At 42.6% G+C, this 18,509-nt stretch carries 17 protein-coding genes and 2 pseudogenes; 7 read left to right on the top strand and 12 right to left on the bottom strand.

Annotated features, from left to right (window positions below; all coding sequences use genetic code 11):
- Positions 1-146 precede the first annotated feature (146 nt).
- From IEZ33_RS18925 to etfB, 3 genes are read left to right on the top strand one after another with little or no spacing between them, the layout of a single operon-like run.
- Positions 147-2,072, top strand: coding sequence for a (Fe-S)-binding protein (locus tag IEZ33_RS18925; RefSeq protein WP_191601537.1), 1,926 nt, complete (start codon positions 147-149; stop codon positions 2,070-2,072).
- Positions 2,072-3,358 (top strand): electron transfer flavoprotein subunit alpha, encoded by a 1,287-nt coding sequence (gene etfA / locus IEZ33_RS18920; protein ID WP_191601536.1) that lies wholly within the window; start codon positions 2,072-2,074, stop codon positions 3,356-3,358. Before IEZ33_RS18925 ends, etfA begins: the two co-directional genes overlap by 1 nt.
- Positions 3,348-4,139, top strand: a complete 792-nt coding sequence (gene etfB, locus IEZ33_RS18915; protein WP_191601535.1) for an electron transfer flavoprotein subunit beta — start codon at positions 3,348-3,350, stop codon at positions 4,137-4,139. The genes etfA and etfB overlap by 11 nt, the downstream gene beginning before the upstream one ends.
- Before the next feature lie 215 nt (positions 4,140-4,354).
- Here the strand turns inward: etfB and IEZ33_RS18910 are convergent, their stop codons facing one another.
- On the bottom strand, positions 4,355-4,651 hold the full coding sequence (locus IEZ33_RS18910) for a DUF6482 family protein (protein WP_191601534.1): 297 nt from the start codon (positions 4,649-4,651) through the stop codon (positions 4,355-4,357).
- A gap of 155 nt (positions 4,652-4,806) precedes the next feature.
- On the opposite strand from IEZ33_RS18910, the gene hxpB reads away from it, so the two are divergent.
- Positions 4,807-5,475, top strand: a complete 669-nt coding sequence (gene hxpB, locus IEZ33_RS18905; protein ID WP_191601533.1) for a hexitol phosphatase HxpB — start codon at positions 4,807-4,809, stop codon at positions 5,473-5,475.
- A gap of 10 nt (positions 5,476-5,485) precedes the next feature.
- On the opposite strand, the gene IEZ33_RS18900 is transcribed toward hxpB, so the two are convergent.
- The 7 genes from IEZ33_RS18900 to pdxR all read right to left on the bottom strand — a co-directional run bounded on the left by IEZ33_RS18900 (position 5,486) and on the right by pdxR (position 11,018).
- The gene (locus IEZ33_RS18900; protein ID WP_191601532.1) at positions 5,486-6,007 is read right to left on the bottom strand and encodes a hypothetical protein; all 522 of its coding nucleotides are present in this window, start codon (positions 6,005-6,007) and stop codon (positions 5,486-5,488) included.
- 160 nt (positions 6,008-6,167) lie between these two features.
- Positions 6,168-6,452: a hypothetical protein gene (locus tag IEZ33_RS18895; protein WP_191601531.1), complete on the bottom strand. Its 285-nt coding sequence runs from the start codon at positions 6,450-6,452 to the stop codon at positions 6,168-6,170.
- Between the two features lie 449 nt (positions 6,453-6,901).
- Positions 6,902-7,996: a hypothetical protein gene (locus IEZ33_RS18890; protein ID WP_191601530.1), complete on the bottom strand. Its 1,095-nt coding sequence runs from the start codon at positions 7,994-7,996 to the stop codon at positions 6,902-6,904.
- A 178-nt stretch (positions 7,997-8,174) separates the two neighbouring features.
- Positions 8,175-8,519: a hypothetical protein gene (locus tag IEZ33_RS18885; protein WP_191601529.1), complete on the bottom strand. Its 345-nt coding sequence runs from the start codon at positions 8,517-8,519 to the stop codon at positions 8,175-8,177.
- A gap of 17 nt (positions 8,520-8,536) precedes the next feature.
- Entirely contained in the window at positions 8,537-8,917 is a 381-nt protein-coding gene (locus tag IEZ33_RS18880) for a hypothetical protein (RefSeq protein WP_191601528.1), read from the bottom strand.
- Positions 8,918-8,983: 66 nt separating this feature from the next.
- Positions 8,984-9,310 carry an ElaB/YgaM/YqjD family protein gene (locus tag IEZ33_RS18875; RefSeq protein WP_191601527.1) on the bottom strand — a complete coding sequence of 109 codons (327 nt, stop codon included), beginning with the start codon at positions 9,308-9,310 and terminating at the stop codon, positions 8,984-8,986.
- Between the two features lie 235 nt (positions 9,311-9,545).
- Positions 9,546-11,018, bottom strand: a complete 1,473-nt coding sequence (gene pdxR / locus IEZ33_RS18870) for a MocR-like pyridoxine biosynthesis transcription factor PdxR (protein ID WP_191601526.1) — start codon at positions 11,016-11,018, stop codon at positions 9,546-9,548.
- 129 nt (positions 11,019-11,147) lie between these two features.
- Between pdxR and IEZ33_RS18865 the strand changes: the two genes are divergently transcribed.
- Both IEZ33_RS18865 and IEZ33_RS18860 read left to right on the top strand, forming a co-directional pair.
- Positions 11,148-11,756 (top strand): GNAT family N-acetyltransferase, encoded by a 609-nt coding sequence (locus tag IEZ33_RS18865; RefSeq protein WP_191601525.1) that lies wholly within the window; start codon positions 11,148-11,150, stop codon positions 11,754-11,756.
- 2 nt (positions 11,757-11,758) lie between these two features.
- On the top strand, positions 11,759-12,373 hold the full coding sequence (locus IEZ33_RS18860) for an FMN-binding negative transcriptional regulator (protein WP_191601524.1): 615 nt from the start codon (positions 11,759-11,761) through the stop codon (positions 12,371-12,373).
- 69 nt (positions 12,374-12,442) lie between these two features.
- Here IEZ33_RS18860 and yghU read toward each other — a convergent pair whose 3' ends face one another.
- Complete coding sequence (gene yghU / locus IEZ33_RS18855) at positions 12,443-13,294, bottom strand: glutathione-dependent disulfide-bond oxidoreductase (protein ID WP_191601523.1); 852 nt, start codon at positions 13,292-13,294, stop codon at positions 12,443-12,445.
- A 182-nt stretch (positions 13,295-13,476) separates the two neighbouring features.
- On the opposite strand from yghU, the gene IEZ33_RS18850 reads away from it, so the two are divergent.
- Positions 13,477-14,817 carry an aspartate aminotransferase family protein gene (locus tag IEZ33_RS18850; RefSeq protein WP_191601522.1) on the top strand — a complete coding sequence of 447 codons (1,341 nt, stop codon included), beginning with the start codon at positions 13,477-13,479 and terminating at the stop codon, positions 14,815-14,817.
- Positions 14,818-14,919: 102 nt separating this feature from the next.
- Here the strand turns inward: IEZ33_RS18850 and IEZ33_RS18845 are convergent, their stop codons facing one another.
- From IEZ33_RS18845 to IEZ33_RS21055, 3 genes and pseudogenes are all read right to left on the bottom strand, one after another.
- Entirely contained in the window at positions 14,920-16,902 is a 1,983-nt protein-coding gene (locus tag IEZ33_RS18845) for a methyl-accepting chemotaxis protein (protein WP_191601521.1), read from the bottom strand.
- A 251-nt stretch (positions 16,903-17,153) separates the two neighbouring features.
- Positions 17,154-17,594: pseudogene (locus tag IEZ33_RS21060) on the bottom strand (methyl-accepting chemotaxis protein); the annotation flags it as partial.
- Positions 17,595-17,702: 108 nt separating this feature from the next.
- A pseudogene (locus IEZ33_RS21055) lies at positions 17,703-18,368 on the bottom strand (PAS domain-containing protein); the annotation flags it as partial.
- Positions 18,369-18,509 lie beyond the last annotated feature (141 nt).

Raw genomic sequence — 18,509 nt, 5'->3', positions numbered from 1 at the left:
GTTAAAAGGGACGTTTATGCCATGCTACTGCTTAGACAGCCGTAGCATGTTGCTAGAAGTTTCTCGTTTTTTTGGCCTGTTAATCAACAGCTTAGTAAACCTAGGGAGCGACAAGTGTTGCTCTGATTCCTGCTTCAGGTGGAATTATGTCTTTTGAATGGTTACATCCTACTCTTATCGGCATTATGTTGGTATTAGCGATCATCGGGGCCGTGCGTCGAGTGAATATGTGGCGTGCTGGTCAGCCTGATCAGGTTAATATCTTGGCTGGACTCATGTCTATGCCGAAACGTTACCTACATGACTTACATGATGTTGTGGAACGTGACAAATACATGTCAAAAACCCATGCGGCAACAGGTGGTGGCTTTGTGTTATCGCTTGCACTGATTTTACTCGTGCATCTTTTTGGTTTAGACAGTCAAATTTTAGCGTGGGCATTATTAGTAGCAACGGCGTTAATGTTCATTGGTGCATTATTTGTCTTTAAGCGTCGATTGAACCCTCCAAGCCGTTTGTCAAAAGGGCCTTGGATGCGTTTGCCTAAGAGTCTATTGGCTTTCTCTGTGACCTTTTTTGTGCTGACTTTGCCTATGGCGGGTATTTTACCTGACGGTACTGGAAGTGGGTTGCTCAGTCTTGTTTTAGCTGTATTGATTTTAATGAGCTTGTCAGAAATGCTGTTTGGTATGACGTGGGGGGGGCCAATGAAGCACGCGTTTGCGGGTGCTCTGCATTTGGCATTTCACCGTCGTTCCGAGCGTTTTGGAGGCGGTCGATCAACGGGTTTAAAAGCCTTAGATCTGTCCCAGGCGCATTCAGCCAACCAGGTTTTGGGTGTGGCGAAACCGACTGATTTTAAATGGAATCAATTGTTAGGTTTTGATGCTTGTGTTCAATGTGGTCGTTGTGAAGCGGTTTGCCCTGCGTTTGCCGCGGGTCAACCTTTGAACCCTAAAAAATTGATTCAAGATATGGTTGTCGGTTTCGCGGGTGGAACGGATGAGCATTACGCTGGCAGCCCTTATCCAGGACGTGAAGTCGGTCAAGCTAAGGGTGATCCTAACCAGATTATTACGGAAGGTTTATTGGATCCAGATACTCTTTGGTCTTGTACGACGTGCCGTGCTTGCGTTGAAGAGTGTCCAATGATGATTGAACATGTGGATGCTATTGTTGATATGCGACGTTATCTCACCATGGAAAAAGGCCGTACTCCAAATAAAGGCGCCGAAATTCTGGATAATATAATCGCCACGGATAACCCCAATGGTCATGCACCAGCGAATCGAATGAATTGGGCGGCCGACCAGAACTTGCGTTTATTAAGCGATTGTCAAGAAACGGATGTGTTATTTTGGGTATCAGATGGCGCATTTGATATGCGTAGTCAACGTATACTGCGCTCTTTCGTCACTTTATTAAAAGCCGCTAAGGTTGACTTTGCCGTCTTGGGAAGTGAAGAGTTGGACTGCGGTGATGTGGCTCGTCGTTTAGGGGACGATGCGACCTTCCAGAATCTTGCTAAGCGAAATCTTGAAACCCTATCCAAGTACCAATTTAACCGCATAGTGACAACGGATCCCCATGCTTTCCACTGTTTAAAAAACGAATACAATGATCTTGGCTATGATGTATTGAAAGACGTGCAAGTCATGCACCATACAACCTACTTAAACGAGCTTGTCCAACAAGGACGATTTACTGTAGACCCGTTTAAAGGCGGTACAGTGACTTATCACGATCCATGTTACTTAGGTCGATATAACGGTGAATACGATGCGCCTAGAGATTTGTTACGTTCATTAGGCATAGACATTGCGGAAATGGAACGATCGGGTTATCGCTCTCGTTGTTGCGGAGGCGGAGGCGGGGCTCCTATAACCGATATTCCAGGTGAACGTCGCATTGCCGATATGCGTGTTGATGATGCAAAAGCGACCCAAGCCGATCTCATCGCCGTTGGTTGTCAGCAATGTACGGCTATGCTTGAAGGTGTAGTAGAACCCAGACCTGAAATAAAAGACATCGCTGAAATTTTAGTCAATCAATTGGTTGAGGAGGTGCACTGATGTCGGATCAAGATGATTACTCTATTATAAGGCGTGATCCTAGAGCGGAATGGATCGCTCGAAACCGTTTACACCCATTACACAGCTCAGTCAGTTGTGCTTCTGCTATGGACGTTCGTGGACCTTATGGTCTAGTACGTAAAAGTCCGCATAATGTTGGCTTTCTCGGACCAAATGGCTTGAAGCGCATCGATCGACTAAAAGGTAATGGGAGTCAAGGTAAAGGACGAGTGGCTAAAGGCCGCGCGTCTAAAGACGTGCCGTTGCCATTGCATCAAGTAAGCCAACCTGACTTTTACATTGTCACTGTGGCTGACATGGTGGGCGGCCGCTTAACCAGTCACGATAAAGATGTTATTGGTCAAGCTCATCAATTAGTGAAGGAAACACAACTGAATGTGCCAGAGCAATCCGGTGCTGTGTTGGTTGTGTGTTTTGGCGAATCAAAAGAAGCAAATTTCGGCTTATCGGGTGCAGACCGAGTTTTAATGTTAGATGGTGAGGCCTATCAAGGCTATTGTCCAGAACAACAGCTTGCAGCATTGGTTCAATTAGAATTGGCCTATCAACCGAAATATTGGCTCTTCCCAGACAGTGTTCATGGTGGGGCGGAAATCGGCTCACGTTTGGCGGCTCGCATTGGAGAACGACCCGCGGTACAAGCTTGGCAAGTCGATGCGCAAACGACCATTAGCCGTGGTGCGGGTGGCCGTGTTGACATTACCCGTAATACGCCAAGACTTTTATTGTTAGCGGAAGAATGCGCCGATCAAATTGATGAAACACGTCATGAGGCGTTAGCGATCACGTTAGATTCAGTCAAACACGTCACACGACAATTACATGATGGAGGTCGAGTCGATGTTGACCCGAACGCGGTGCCTTTAGCGGAAGCTGAATTTATCTTGTCGGCCGGGAATGGTATTCATAATTGGGATCAATATCACCAAGTGGCCAAAGAACTTGGCGCTACAGAAGGGGCGAGTCGTGTCGCTGTAGACGATGGTTTTATGCCTCGCTTTAGACAAGTAGGGGCAACAGGAACATGGGTGACGGCGCGTGTTTACATTGCCGTCGGTATATCGGGTGCTGTGCAGCATATGCAGGGCATTGGTCAATGTGACAAAGTCATTGCGATTAACACCGATATCGGTTGTGACATGATAAAGCGTGCTGCACTGAGTACTGTGGGGGACAGTGAAGCCATATTAGAGCAATTGCTTGCTTTGGTGCGTATTTATAAAGAAAAGCATGCCATTGGAGAGGAGAATCAAGATGCCGCCTAATTCCAGCCTACAATCTTTAGAGATTGTTTCATTGATTTCTATTGGTAAACACCCTCAGTCTGGCCGTGAACGACGAGCGGAGCAGGATGCACGAGCGGTTGAGCTCGGATTAGCTGTATCGCAGGGCAATCTAACAGTGCTGCATGTGGGGAATGCTCAGCAAAATGCATTACGTCACTATGCTGGGATGGGGTTGAGTGAAATCCATGTACTGGAAGCACCGACTCATGCGGATGCCATGGCACCATTAACGGATTATTTACACGAAAATACGCCGCATATTATCTTGACTGGCGTCCGAGCAGAAAATGGTGAGTCTTCTGGAATGGTACCGTATTTGCTAGCCGAAAAGTTGGGTTGGCCTATGGTGTCACGGATTGCCAATATTGTTTCCATTAAAGATGGCATTGCTGAGGTCTTACAGGCGTTACCTCGAGGGCAGCGTCGAGTGATTAACGTGGCGTTGCCCTTTATAGCCAGTGTGGACAGCGCGGCACCAGAAGCACGTCAAAGTGCTTTTGGGCCCGCCTCTAGAGCTACATTGTCGGTACAAACTTGTGCAATAGAAAAGGATGACGTGGCAGAAAATTGGACTGAAACCCCGGCTCGTAAACGACCTAAGCGTTTAAAAATTATTAAAGCCAAAACGGCCGCTGAGCGATTCAAGGCGGCGACAGCAAAACCGCAAGGTGAATCTGGCAAGGTGATGGTGAAAGAAAGTGATCAAGAGAAAGCGAAAGCCATTTTTAATCTACTGCTTGAAGAGAAAGTGATTCGTTAAAGCGCTTTGCTTTGATAGTGTGTTTAATAGGCTTAAATTCAGGGGGAAATAATGCGAGTTATTTCGCTTCTTGTATAAAAAGCCAGACTATCGTTTGATAATCTGGCTTAAAAAGTCACCTTGGCAAAAGTATTTTTTGATTGTTAATCATGAATGAAATTAAATAAATGTACACTTTATATGGCTTAAATGAATAAACCGATTTGTTTATTCATTTAAGCCATATGATTTCCTAGTGGCACTTCTAAATCATTGATCCCCATTCTCGAGGGTTGACCAACCATTTCGTCATAAGCGCTTTGGTGACAGAGCACCATGGACCCAACCTCTTTTCCTTTAAATAAGGCCTGCAAGTCCAATTTGTTGTGACTGGTTAGGAACCTGCCATTTTTCCGTTGAATATAGTCTTCTTGATCGTCGATAATAACGGAAAGCTGGTATAAGTTAGATTCTAAAGAGTGCAACTTTACTTTATCGAATCTTTGGATTGTTTTTAGTTCTTCTAATAACATGGGTAAGTCTCCGTTTAGTCAAAGCATAGAATACTTACGAACCATGGCCGTTTTTGGTTCACGAGCATGGTTCGAACGTGTTTTAACGTGATCGTATTCCTATTCTTTAGACTCTCAATAAGTGCTAAACACGTGTCTTGCGCAAAAGGTAGAAAATGATTGAAGCCGTAATTTTTGATATGGATGGCGTTCTTATAGATTCTGAACCCATGTGGAAGGAAGCAGAAAAAAAGGTGTTCTCATCCTTAGGTGTGGACATAACGGAAGCGTTATCGGCTAAGACGGCGTCAATGACGACACAAGAGGTGACTCAGTTTTGGTATGAGCTTTACCCTTGGCAAGGTAAAACTCTTGCTCAGGTAGAAAATGAAGTTGTTGATTATGTGGCCCATTTAATTCTTGAAAAAGGTACGTCAATAAAAGGGGTTAAGGAAGCGTTACACTTTTTCAAAGACAAAAAAGTGAAGGTTGGTCTGTCAACCAACGCGCCTTCTAGACTGATTCCGATTGTTTTGAACACGCTGGGAATAGCCGATTATTTTCAGGCTATTTCTTCGTCTGAGTTTGAAGAGAAAGGGAAGCCTGATCCGGCTGTGTACTTATCCACGGCTCAAAAATTAAATGTGGACCCATTAAAGTGTGTTGTATTTGAAGATTCTTTTTCAGGTATTTGCGCCGCTAGGAATGCGAATATGCGAGTTGTGGCCGTGCCGTCATCTAAAGAGTTTATGGATAACAAGTTTGCTATTGCGCATATGAAAATTAGGAGCTTAGAGGAGTTTAGCGATGTGCATTTTTCAACGCTAATGCTACAGCAACAATGATTATTTTTCGTTAAGTTGTCTCTTTGAGTAGTTTTTTTGCGGTAGCGTTTAAAAGGGCTCGACTGTAGGTTTTATGAAACTGACTGAGTAAATGAAACACGAATCCAAATGATGCCTGACCGTTTTTAGATACTCCTTTGGGTACGACGACAGACCCAAAGTAAAGGCGCGTAATTGAACTTTTTCCACTCTTTAATTCTTGTACCATTAACCACGATTTTGTCTTTCCAGTCACATCGGCCAATAAAATTTGGTTGTCCACTCTATTTTCAACGGTCCAAATTGAATAGTGCCTAGTTTGATTTGTTGACAATCTAATCGCGTCTTTATCCGATGTGGCTTTTAATGTTGCTAGCGATAAAATAGTCCGTTCTATTTTAAATAAAGGCGTTGTGTAAAAAGCCTGAATATATTTTTCTAAAGAAATTTCTTTTGGCACATCAACAGAGTAGCAATCGACAAAGGCTCCATTTTCTCGGTATCTGGCTGACAGAGCGACTTCTGGGAGTTCAATTTCAATAAGGTGTGACATAAGCAATCTCTCGATGTCTGGTTATACTCCTATAGTACAGGGATATTTTTCTTCTGGCATGTGTTCTAGAAAGGCGTTTTATATAAAAAAAGCCAGACTATCGCTCTCGATAATCTGGCTTAAAAAGGAACCTTGGAAAAGGGGAGAGCGGAACGATTCATTAATTCGCGAAGTGAGCCGCATTAAAGATTGTTTGTAATTCCTGGTGTTTATCGCTGTAAACTTCGGCTTTTTTGGCAAATGTATTCGCGCCATCTAGGTTTACTTCAGCGTTATAGTCAATGCCTTTGGCATCAAGTGTGTTAGACAAAGCTTCGACACTGGAGATGTTGTTACGGTAGGTTTCGTAAGCTGAATCATCAGAAGAACCGGTTGCTGCGAAAGCTGACGTAGCGATTGCAGAAGAAGCCAAAAGAGCCAATGTTGCTTTAGTAAATGTGTTCATAATAATCTCCAAAAAATTAAATTAAATTGAATAGTTTTTGAACCGCTTTCGCGTTTCGATGGAGTGATTATTGTCTAATTTTTTTATTAAAAACAGCCTTTGGAAGCGGCTTCCCAGTTTGTTACTTGCTTATCGTTTTATTCGTACTAATTAAGGATTTTAAGGATGGAATGTGCAGTTTCATAAGTATTTAGAGCACATTAATTGATAGGAATAAAAGTATTAGTATCCATATTAATGCTAAATAATAGTTACATTAGGTAAATAGAATTGATCTGTTTATATCAAGAATAAAACCCTATTATTTCCCTATGAACTTTTATCATGCAGGAAAATAATGGGCTTGAGATGAAACGTATTTATATAAGAAAGCGCGAAAACTAGATGGATACGAGGAGGATTTAAAACCGAACCTTTCCCATCAGTCTCGTCAAGCTAATTTCTCCAATCTAAATAATAAGGTCCACATGTTGCATGCTGTCTACCGATCCATCGGATTTAAGGTACAGCCCTGTTTCTTGAATGATGCCTGCTCTTTCTCCTTTTGAGTTGAATAGACTAAACTGGGTGTCTTGTGATGACAGTAAGAAGGCTTCAATGCCAATGTCTTCTAAAGATAGTAAGGTTTCATTACCGGCTTCATCTCTTTGTGTTAAAACCAATTTGTCAAAAATACTGTCAGCTTGATCAATCACACCATCTTGATTTTCATCGTATTGTGCTAAATCGGCAAAACCACTGCCGGATTGAGGTCCAAATAACTCCCCTCCATCATCAATACGGCCATTGCCGTTCTTATCTATTGCTAGGAATGCAGAATCACCGCTGGCGTAATGTACACTGTCCATTTCCCCATCATTATTGATATCAAACTGAACTTTATTTTGACTAAGTTGAGCCATGTTGCCGTTTAAATTGATGGTAAGTGGATCGACTTGATTGCCTGAGATAATCATTTCACCATAAAAAGATTCTTCTCTTGTGCGTGCCATATCCAGAGAGAAATCAATATTAAAGCGCCGACCATCTTGCAATACCATTTCGCCATTCGCTTGAAAGCTGGTTTTTTCAGATTCTTTTATTTCATGGAATCGTTGACTTACTTGTTCGAGTGGTTGGCCATTAACCTCTACACGTCCTTGATTTTGAGTGCGGCTCTGCGGGTTAGCGATATTGTTAAGGTTGTCAGAAGGGGGGGGCTGATCACTTTCAGCACGAGGACTTTTGTACAGGGTGAAGGATACGCCAAACATCATTTCCAGTAAGGTTTTTGTTTCCATGAGTTTATGGTCTTGGCTAAGGGCATCGAACTCTTGTTCAGAAGTATTTTCTGTTGATTGTGATATTTGTTGTTGTGATTGGGAGTTACTTACAGAAGATTGTTCTAATGTTTGTTGGTAAACTATTCGCATTCTAGCGATCGAATCATTTTCTTGTGTTTGCTCTTCATTTGATTCCGCTTGTGGTCGCCAAATAGTACGTTGGGTAACCGTCTCAGACCTTTGAAAGTCACGTTGAGATGCCATATTGATTTTAAAATCCATCGTCTCTTCCTCCACCTTACCATTTTATAAATGCGCACCTCTGATCTATCAATCAACGCACTTCACCCTATTAGTTATCGATCAGTTTAGTGGTATGTTTAATGGTAAAAAGGAATAAAAAACGAGTTGCTTAGATGTGTTTTTTTAACTGTATGAAACTAAAGTAAAAATTGTGTCATTACTCGCTTGGTTCTTGTTGATCGTCAGCTTGTTCATGAGAGGCGTCCGTTGCTTTAACTTCCGTTGCTTTAACTTCCGTTGTTTTAGTAATGAGCCCTTGTTGAAGGAGTTGAAACAGCTCTTTTTGAACGGATTTAACAAGTTGATAATGGCCTCCTTTCGTTGTACCGCAGTTTGAGGTAAATCCAACGGCAAATCCAGCGAGCAACCCTTTTGGACTCGCTGCCGTTTCTAGGGTTTGTTTTAGGTATTTTTGTCGTGCTTTATTGGCCGTCTGCTCCATGACTAAACAATTGGCATACATCCTTTCTCTGCGTTTGTGTAGCTTAGATAAACCAAACATAGTTCCCCCAGTGCCCTTTATGGATCATCGTCATCGTCAGGAATAATGGCATCCAACGTACGAGTGAAATTCATTTCTTTAAGTATGTTACGGACCCAAAGCATCAATCCGAATGTACTTATCATGGTAAACAACAGAGCGCCTATGATGATGCTTAGCAATGGAGCGCCATAACTCCATGCAACCACTCCGATGGCGGTTAAAATTAATAGCCAAGCGGTCACCAATAAAAAGACAATGCCGCACATGAGTGCAAGCAGTTGGGCGCTGGAAACGATGGATATTTTCGCTTCCAGTGCCGCTAGTCCAAACACTTCTTTTAACCAGCGCTTGTGGAGGCGAGTCACAGTATTTAAGTTAATGGATTCACCTGTTGGATTATTTTCTGATGTCGTCATAATGAAACCAACTGCTCAATGTGTGGACTATAGGCGTCTGAAATGCTGATGTTCTTGTAAACTGTATTATTTCTTTTTGCAGAAGAGACCAGCAACAAGTGCACCCGCTAAAAACGCAATCCCGACACTTTTTACCGGGTTTTCTTTTGCGTAAGAGCTCACAGCCTGAGTAACTTTTTCAGATTGCTGTTTGGCTGTATCGGCCAGTTCGTGTGCTTGCTGGCTTATTTGTTGGGTGACTTCTTGTACTTTTTGCTCACCTTTAGCGGAGGTTTCTGCGGCTTTATCGACACCTTTATGAGCGCTATCCGCCGCTTTATCAATGGTTTCATGTGCGTTATCACGTTTAGTTTGCTTCGCTTGTGTTGATTTAGTTTGTGTTGCGGTACTCATGATTTATCTCCAATAAATGAGTGAATGTCACTTTCATCTATGGAGTAGCGAAGATCGTGCCAATTTATTAATTGTTTGATTTATAAGGATTTATTTTTTTTATCAAAAGCAAAATGTGTGCTTGTGTAAATTTAATACAGACTCATCGGTAAAATTTTCACAGAGGTAAAATTGACGCTGTTATTTGGCTCTGTAAGTCTCTTTTACAAGAGTCATTGGAGGGGGCTAAAAAATGTTATCCTCTTAATTGAAGGTCTTTAAGCAATGAGAACATAGACTCTAGCCCCTCTGTTAATTTATCCGAATCTAATCCTGCATAACCTAATCGAACATAACGGTTTTCATCTTTTGACGTGTCTAGATGAAAGTGCTGCTCTGCCGCGAGGTAAATATCGTTTTTATGACAGGCTTGTTCCAATTCTTTAGCATGGGATTTTATGTCCAACCAGAGAGACATACCTCCTGCGGGTAAATAATAGTCGAGAGAAATGCCTTGTTCTTTGTAAGTGTTTAAAAGTTGAATTAAGTGGTCTCGGCGCTGGTGATACCGTTTCGTCATCCGGCGAAGGTGCCGTTCAAAGCCTCCGTCTTGCATCCAACGACCAATCGCATCTTGCATTAATACGTTGGGCTTATGATTCATGGTACTGCGATAACGAGTAATCGCTGGAAGCAGTGCTTTATGGACAGCCATAAAGCCAATACGTCCACCGGGAAACATAATTTTAGAAAACGTTGATAGATAGATAACCAAGCCTAAAGGATCATCGGCGGCTAAAGGAATAAGAGGTTGGCTGTCATAGTGAAATTCATGATCATAGTCGTCTTCCAGAATGGCCACATTGTACTGCGCAGCTAACTGATAAATGGCCATACGTTCGTGAATGGGTAAGGTCACCGTGGTCGGGTATTGATGTAATGGCGTGAGGTAGATTAATTTTATGTTATGAGTGGAAAAGGTCTTTCTAAGCTCCTCAATATCAATACCATTAGCATGTTGTTGTATCGGCACAAGGTCTGCCCCTGTTGCTCGAAAGGCATTCCAAGCAGGTTGATAACCCAATGATTCAACCGCGACCTTGTCCCCTGTTTTGAGTAACAAACGTGCGATTAGGTAAATGGCTTCCTGAGAGCCGTTGACCGCAATGATCTCTTTGTTAGTAATAGAACGAACGCGCCTCAAATAGGTTGTAACTTGCTCGATAAAATGGCTATTCCCCGCATTATTGCCGTAATTCAAGTCGTCAAGATTGGGACGGCTTAAACTGTCATTCATATAAGATTTAAAGTCTTTAAAAGGGAATAAAGCCACATCAGGTGAACCACCGGCAAAATTATAACGGTATGTATGCGCCGGTTTATCTAGGCTACTTTCGCTGATTTCGGTATTTATATCCCATTTGAACGTCATTTTTTCATGAGTTGAGAGCGATGAAAGTGAGTAATCACTGTTTTCTATTGGCAATGATTTAGCAACCTGGTAACCCTTTCGTTCAATAGATTCAACCCAACCTTGAGCTATAAGTTCTTGGTAGGCGGCCATCACAGTATGTCTATTTGTATTGAGCTGCTCGGCCAGTTTACGCGCAGAGGGTAAACGCTCATTGCTCGTCAGTTTGCCTGTTTGTATGGCATGTCGTAAGCCATAGGCGATACGTAAAAAAATGGGTTTGATTTGCGCATCTAATGTTAAGGTGAAAATTCTCATTGGTCTGGTCTATCTTATAAATGATAACTGGTTATTTTATTTATACCAGTTTCATTGAGAATGGTCTTAATTAATTTGATGAAAATTTTGCAGTCAGTCGCTTAAAGAGCATTCAAAGGAGAGATCAATATGTTAGACACTTTACCTGAATTTAATCCTCAGCCCGTTACTTTAAGTACGGATAAAGTGACCTTAAGACCGTTAACATTAGAGGATGCTGAAGGCTTTTATCAAGCGGGTAATGACCCTCAGCTATGGCAATGGGTTTTACCGAACCAGTGTGAGTCATTAGCCACGGCCACTAAATGGATAGAGGCGTCTATTGACGCTCAAATGAAAGGTGAGCATGTGCCTTTTGTTATTATTGAGAGAGTGTCTAATCGTATTATCGGATCGACTCGATATTGTTCCATTGAGAAAGCCGATCGCGGCATCGAAATTGGATTTACGTTTATATCCGCTGACTTTCAGCGCAGTTATGTGAACACTCATGCTAAGTTTTTGTTGTTAAGGCATGCGTTTGAGGATTTAGGTGCCATTCGTGTGCAATTAAAAACACACGAAAATAACCAGCGTTCAAGAAATGCCATTGCTCGTATTGGTGGTGTGTTTGAGGGAATACTACGTCATCAAAGAATTCAAAGTGACGGCACTATTAGAAATACGGCGTTATTTAGTCTTACTCACTTTGAATGGCCTCAAGTAAAAACAACGTTAGCCGCCTCTTTGCGGAGGTAGCTATGTATATACCTACTCAATTCCAAGTAACGGACTTAGACGAAATTCATCGCTTTATCGAAGACTATGGCTTTGGAATGATCTTAAGTGATTCATTAACAGGTACGCATTTGCCCTTTATTTTAGATAAAAATGAAGGTGAGTTTGGTACCTTGTACGGCCATTTTGCGCGAGCGAACCCTCATTGGAAAGTGCTAGCCGAAAAAACAGCATTGATCGTGTTCCAAGGACCGCATGCTTATATTTCACCGACTTGGTACCAAAGCACACCGAATGTACCCACATGGAATTATACGGCTGTTCATGCCTATGGGAACGTGACTGTGTTGCCGGAAACCGACGTAGTTGAGGTAATGGAGAAAACGGTTAAGTACTATGAGCCAGCCGTGTGGCGTGATCAAAGTGTGATGCCCGATTCGTATCGAGAAAAACTACAAAAAGCGATTGTTGTTTGCAAAATCACGCTAACGAAGCTTGAAGCTCAGTACAAACTCGGACAACATAAAAAGGCAAATGATCAACAAGGCGTAGCAAGCTCACTAAGTCAACAAACTGATGTAGACCCAATGAGCTTGTACCAATTTATGCAGAAAAAACAACTGGGTATTGGAAAGTAACCTCCTAGAAATAACCGAATTAAGTGTCTCAGTTACCTTGTGACAGAGGGACACTTATTCGAGTCGATGTTACTTAACAATCGCATCAATATCGGCGGCGCTATGGCGTTCTGCAAGGTGCTCGCCTTCACCCCAAACACGGTTTACCACAATGCCTCGTTGTACCGCAGGGCGCTGTTGAATGTGCTTCGCCCAGCGTTGTACATTTTTGTAACTGTCCACTTGTAGGAACTCAGCTGAATTATACAGATGGCCTAATGCCAAGTTACCGTGCCACGACCAAACCGCAATGTCGGCGATGGAGTATTCATCACCCGCCATGTAGGTGTTTTCAGCTAGGTGTTTATCTAAAACATCCAGTTGGCGTTTGGCTTCCATGGTAAAGCGATCTATTGGGTATTCCATTTTAGAAGGTGCATAGGCATAAAAGTGACCAAAACCACCGCCAATATAGGGGGCCGTGCCCATTTGCCAAAATAGCCAAGAAAGGCATTGTGTTTTCCCTAAGTGATCTTTAGGGATTAAGGCATCAAATTTTTCCGCTAAATAGTGCAAAATAGCCCCAGATTCGAAAACCGGAGTCGCGGGTGTGGTTGAGTGATCCATTAAGGCGGGAATTTTTGAGTTTGGATTGGCGGCCACAAAACCGGAAGAAAATTGATCCCCTTCGGTAATTTTAATTAAAAATGCATCGTATTCGGCGTCTGAAATCCCCATCGCTAGAAGCTCTTCTAGCATGATGGTGACTTTTTGGCCATTTGGTGTGGCTAATGAATAAAGTTGTAAAGGATGCTGACCAACAGGCAAGTCTTGCTCGTGTGTTGAGCCAGCAGTGGGTCGGTTAAGGCTGGCCCATTCACCGCCATTTTCAGTTTCCCATTTCCATACTTTTGGTGGTTGATAATCTGTATCAGTGCTCATTGTATCTCCTATAAAACGCGACTAAAGAGGATGGCGAACTCACTAAAGTGAATCTTTGCTTACTCATATATGTAGTCAATTTGTAGCAAAAAAAAGGCATCATAGGTATGATTCGCTCCGAAAATTATCATGTTTCCTTTTTCCTTCACAATCTCCCCATAGAGAAATTAAAGACTAAATTAATGAATAATCAAGATAAAACCATATCGAATAAACTTCTTAAATCGGCTCACACCCATATGCCAATGGGGGTAGCGGACAGTTACCGTTATTGGGGCGAAGAGAAAACCGTGTTTGTAAAAAGCACACAAGGCTGCAAAATTACCGATTGTGACGATCATGAGTTTGTTGATTTTAGATTGGCTTACGGACCGATTATTTTAGGCTATCGAGATACCCGTGTAGACAGTGAAGTCATTAAGACCATCACGGAGTGCGGTACCATTTCTGGTTTTTCGACCGCGCTGGATTCTGACGTTGTGTCCTTGATGAAAGATCTTTGCCCACAGATCGAGAAGGTCCGTTTTGCAAACTCTGGAACAGAAGCGGTCTTAGGTGCTGTAAGAACCGCTAGAGGGTACACGAATCGTAATAAAATTGTGGTTGTCGAGGGTGGCTTTCATGGGCTTTACGATGAAATGATGTGGAAGTCGGACGTGGATAATTGGGATAATGAGCAGCAAGAGGCGCCTGAAATTGCGGCTTTTGGTATCGGTATTCCAGAAAGCAGTCGTGAACATTTAGAGACGGTCCCATTAAACGATTTGGATGCGCTTAAGCAGGTTTTTGAACGTGTGGGTGAGGATATTGCTGCGATCGTCATTGAGCCTATTATGGGTAACTGTGGCAGTATTGCCGCAACGCAAGAGTATATGCAAGCATTAAGAGACATGTGCGACCAAAGTCAAACCCTGTTGATAATGGATGAAGTGAAAACAGGGTTTAGAGTGGCAAAAGGCGGTGTGCAAGAGCTCTATGGTGTTTATGCCGATTTGACAACCTTCGCAAAAGCAATGGGCAACGGTTACCCTGTGGCGGCATTTGGAGGCAAAGCCGCTATCATGGATAAAATACGGTTTGGTAAAGATGGGGTAACCCACGGGGGAACTTACACAGCAAATATGATTGCTCTCAGTGCGGCTAAAGCGACCTTGACGTTAATTCGTGATACGGATGCCTTAGAGACAGTAAATACCACGGGCAAGGCGATACAAGAGCGATTAAGCCGAGTGTTTAGCCATTATAATATCCCCCATCAGTTTGCTGGACCGGATTCTATGTTTGGAATTCATTTTGGGGAGTTTGTGCCACAAAATTACCGTGACTGGAAACAAACGGATTCGGTATTGTATACCGAGTTTGCGTTTAACTTGATCAATAACGGCGTTATGTTGGAGCCTGATTCTCGTGAACCTTGGTTTATTTGTGAAGCACATAACACCGTCGATTTGGACTGGTTAGAGTCGATGGCCATGTCAGCCATGGCGGAGGCGTTAGAGACAGTGGCCTTAGAGCCTATATAGTCGCTTCGTTCGTGTTAGTTGAGTCAAGTCTTTCAATGCCCCATAACGCCATTCTACTGACTGATTGAGTTACGTCGCTGGCGTTATTTTATATCGTCTCATTCATTCTGTGTTAGGTGTTTCTATTCCTAGTGTCGTCGTTATATTGGTAATATTGATATGTATTTTTTTCGACGCCGAACCGATAAACATAACGGATTCATCTGCTTTATTCCGAATGCTGTCAATGGAGCGATTTAACTCGCTCATTTCGTGTTTTTGCTGGGCGGCATACCCTGTTGCTTTTTGTGTTAAGACGGATGACCTTGCCGCTTGTTCCTGTACTTGTTCGGCTGATTGTTCAAGGCTATTGGTTAATTCATATTGATTTTTGGTTGAATGCTCAATGGATTCTAAATGGGTCTTAAGTGCTGACTCTGCATTATTTAAGCCACTAAAAATGGTGGTGATCTCTTCTAATGAACCTTGTGTTTTTCTCGATAAGGATCTGACCTCGTCAGCCACTACGGCAAAACCTCGACCATTTTCACCAGCTCTAGCCGCTTCTATTGCAGCATTTAATGCGAGTAAATTAGTTTGTTCAGCAATGTTACGAATACTGTCTACAATCGTAAACGCATTGCTAACGTAGTGACTTAATTGCAATAGTGATTCTTTACTTTGATTGAGGGTCGCAATGGTTTGGTTATTGGCGCGGTTTAATTCACGCGTTTTTTCTACACTGCTTTTCATTGACGTGCTGATGTCATCAGCATGAGTGGCCACTTCGGTGGCTCTCACTTCAGCTTTATGTGCCAATACATCGACTTTACTGGCTAAGCCTAAGGTTTCTACAAGCGCATCGTTTGACGCCATACTGAGTCCATTCATTTGGTCGAATGTCGTCAAGGTGTCGTTGAGCGAAGAGGAAATCTTCGATAACTCCTGGTCTCTCTGTTGTCTTTGTTGCTCAACAAAGTCTAAATACTGGTTTAACAGTCGTGCTATATCCGCTAGCTCATTTTTTCTATTGCCAATATTGATATGCGTTGCGCTTTGATTCTGAGCCAGTTCCTGAACGGCTTTCAATAGCTGCTTAGCCCCTTTGACAACAATAGTATGTTGGAATAGGTGAGTGATACACGTCACAATAAACATAAGTAGAACGACACTCGCAAAACCGATTTCGATGGTGCGTTCGGTTTGCTGTGAGGTTTTTTGGAGGGTTTTTGTTCCTTGTTCGAGTTCAGTTTGTAAACTGATCACACGTTCTCTAATTTGATTTTGGGTTTGAATGACTTGCGTCATAAGAGACTGAGTTGATTCGACATCTTTTAAGTATCGTCCTACCCAAGACCTTAATTCGGCTTGAATCTCGACCACTGGATTGTCCTCTTCCTGCGTCTCATCGGTCGCCCAACCCATTAATGATGAAAGGTCATTGTCGTCCTCTGTGGATTCTGCTTGGGTTTTATTGATTGTTGGTAAGCGACTTAGCGATGCGATTGACCCTTGTAGCTCGGTTATGAGCCGAGTCAGCTGATCAAGGTTATTCTGCTCAGTGATTTCTATATATTGGTCGCTGGCCACAGTCAGAGAGAACATCTGTTGATACATTTTGGCTATTAATTGGTAATACTCTTGCTGTGTGTCTGTATCTAAAGACGATTGCTGTGAACTGACGAGTTCTTGTAAGGTTTCGATTTCGGAAAAAATCTGTGCTTCATTGTTATGAATCAGCGCCTTAGGGTCGCCTGATAATTTACCGGCCGCACGAACATCGGTTTCCAGACTGCTTTTAATAACAGAAAGCTTTTCTTGAATAGGGTGTGCAATACTGGCTGGCAGTTTGACTAATTTCGGTTGGATGCTTTCATCAATATAAAGAATGGCATTTTGTAATGTGCTGCTATCACCAGAAAATAGATACGCTTCTATTTGGTCTTTTAAACCAATGCTGGCGGATGACCAAACGTCATTATAATAATGGTTTTCTTGGAAAGTATTACGAAACTTTGAGATTCCCCAAAACATCATGCCAGCGAATACTATAGCAATGAGACCGTAAGCTAATGTTGTGAGCCGGGTGACGCCTGATATGGTCATGACTTTATCCTCAAATCTAAATGTATCAAAGACTTATGATCCTTGATAATGAAAATATAGGAAAAGTACGACAGATTTGTTACAGCGTGTTTCTGTAGAGCGAATAAAGAGTAGACATGAATGGAGAGGGCTTGGTTTGAGAAATGGAATGTCTTTGAAGTTGATTGGTATTTGAAATCAATAAACAGGACTTACAATAACCCCATGCAAGTTCAATGATTCGCATGGGGTTATTATTACTAAGAGACGAATTAATCCGCCTTAAATTGGTCTGTAAATACGCTGATTGCATCGACGACCTGCTGAGCTTCTTTTTGTATCTCTACAATTACTTCACCCGCCTCATGCGAGAGTTTTAGACCTTCTTCTGCTTGCCGCTGTCCGCCATTGACTAACGCAACGGCCTTTTCAGCTAAGATTTGGTTTTTTTCTACCACGCCAACAATTTCTTCTGTGGCCTCACTGGTTCTTGATGCTAAATGCCTAACCTCATCGGCCACCACCGCAAACCCGCGTCCTTGTTCACCCGCTCTAGCGGCCTCTATAGCCGCATTGAGTGCCAATAAATTAGTCTGATCAGCAATACCTCGAATACTCTGAATAATAGTGCCTACTAATTGAGACTGTTTGTCTAGTTCATCGATACCACTGGCCGCTTGCGACATTTGTTCCGCAAGTTTACTCATAACGGTGACGGTTTTTTGAACGACTTCTCTGCCCTTGGTTGCACTTTCGTCGGTTTGTTGTGAAATCTCGAAGGCAATTTTAGCCGTTTTAGAAACCGCTAATTCACGTTCAACCTGAGTTGTGATAACCGTGGCGAATTTGACAACTTTATAGAGTCGACCATTAACATCTGTTATAGGGTTATAAGAGGCTTCTAACCAGACAATGTTGCCACGACTGTCCACCCGCTTAAATCGGTCGGCGACAAAGTTCCCTGAGCTTAGTTTTTTCCAAAAGAGGGCGTAGTCTGAACTTTGGTGTTCGTCGGCTTCGCAAAACATTCTGTGGTGTTTGCCTTTTATTTTGGACAGTTCATACCCCATACAGTCTAGGAAAATAGGGTTGGCTGTCAGAATATGGCCTTCTAAATCAAATTCGATTACCGCGGTAGATCGCTGTAATGCGGCAATAATATTCTCATGTTCGCGTGAGGTGGTAATCGTCCGTGTTAGATCGTTTGCATGCAAGGTGATGTATTCGACTTTACCTTCGGCATTCTTTATAGATTGAAGAATGACACGCAGCCAAGCTTCTTTACCATTACCTCTTTTTATTTGCAGCGCGCCAGACCAATGTTGTGCACTTCTAAATGCGTCCGAAATCCCTTTGAAATGTGGTGTATGCCTTTCATGTTCTGGCACAAGGTCGAGCAATTTTTGGCCTTTAATAGACGCCGAAGAGTGCAGCATTTCATGTTCAAATTTGTCATTGACGCTTTGTATTACACCGTCGTGGTCCATTAAAACGGTTAAATGCTCCGTTTCTAAGCTGTCTTTCACTTGCTTGATAATAAGAAGTTCATTTCTTAAGGCGTTAACTTCTTGTTGGAGGCGCTTGTTAAACATATTTTTTCCCTAAACGGAATTCTTAGTCTAAACGAA

It is taken from the genome of Marinomonas algicola (assembly GCF_014805825.1).
Classification (GTDB): Bacteria; Pseudomonadota; Gammaproteobacteria; order Pseudomonadales; family Marinomonadaceae; genus Marinomonas; species Marinomonas algicola.
The sequence above is the reverse complement of the archived record's forward strand: the minus strand, read 5'-3'. Positions and strand labels throughout refer to the sequence as shown.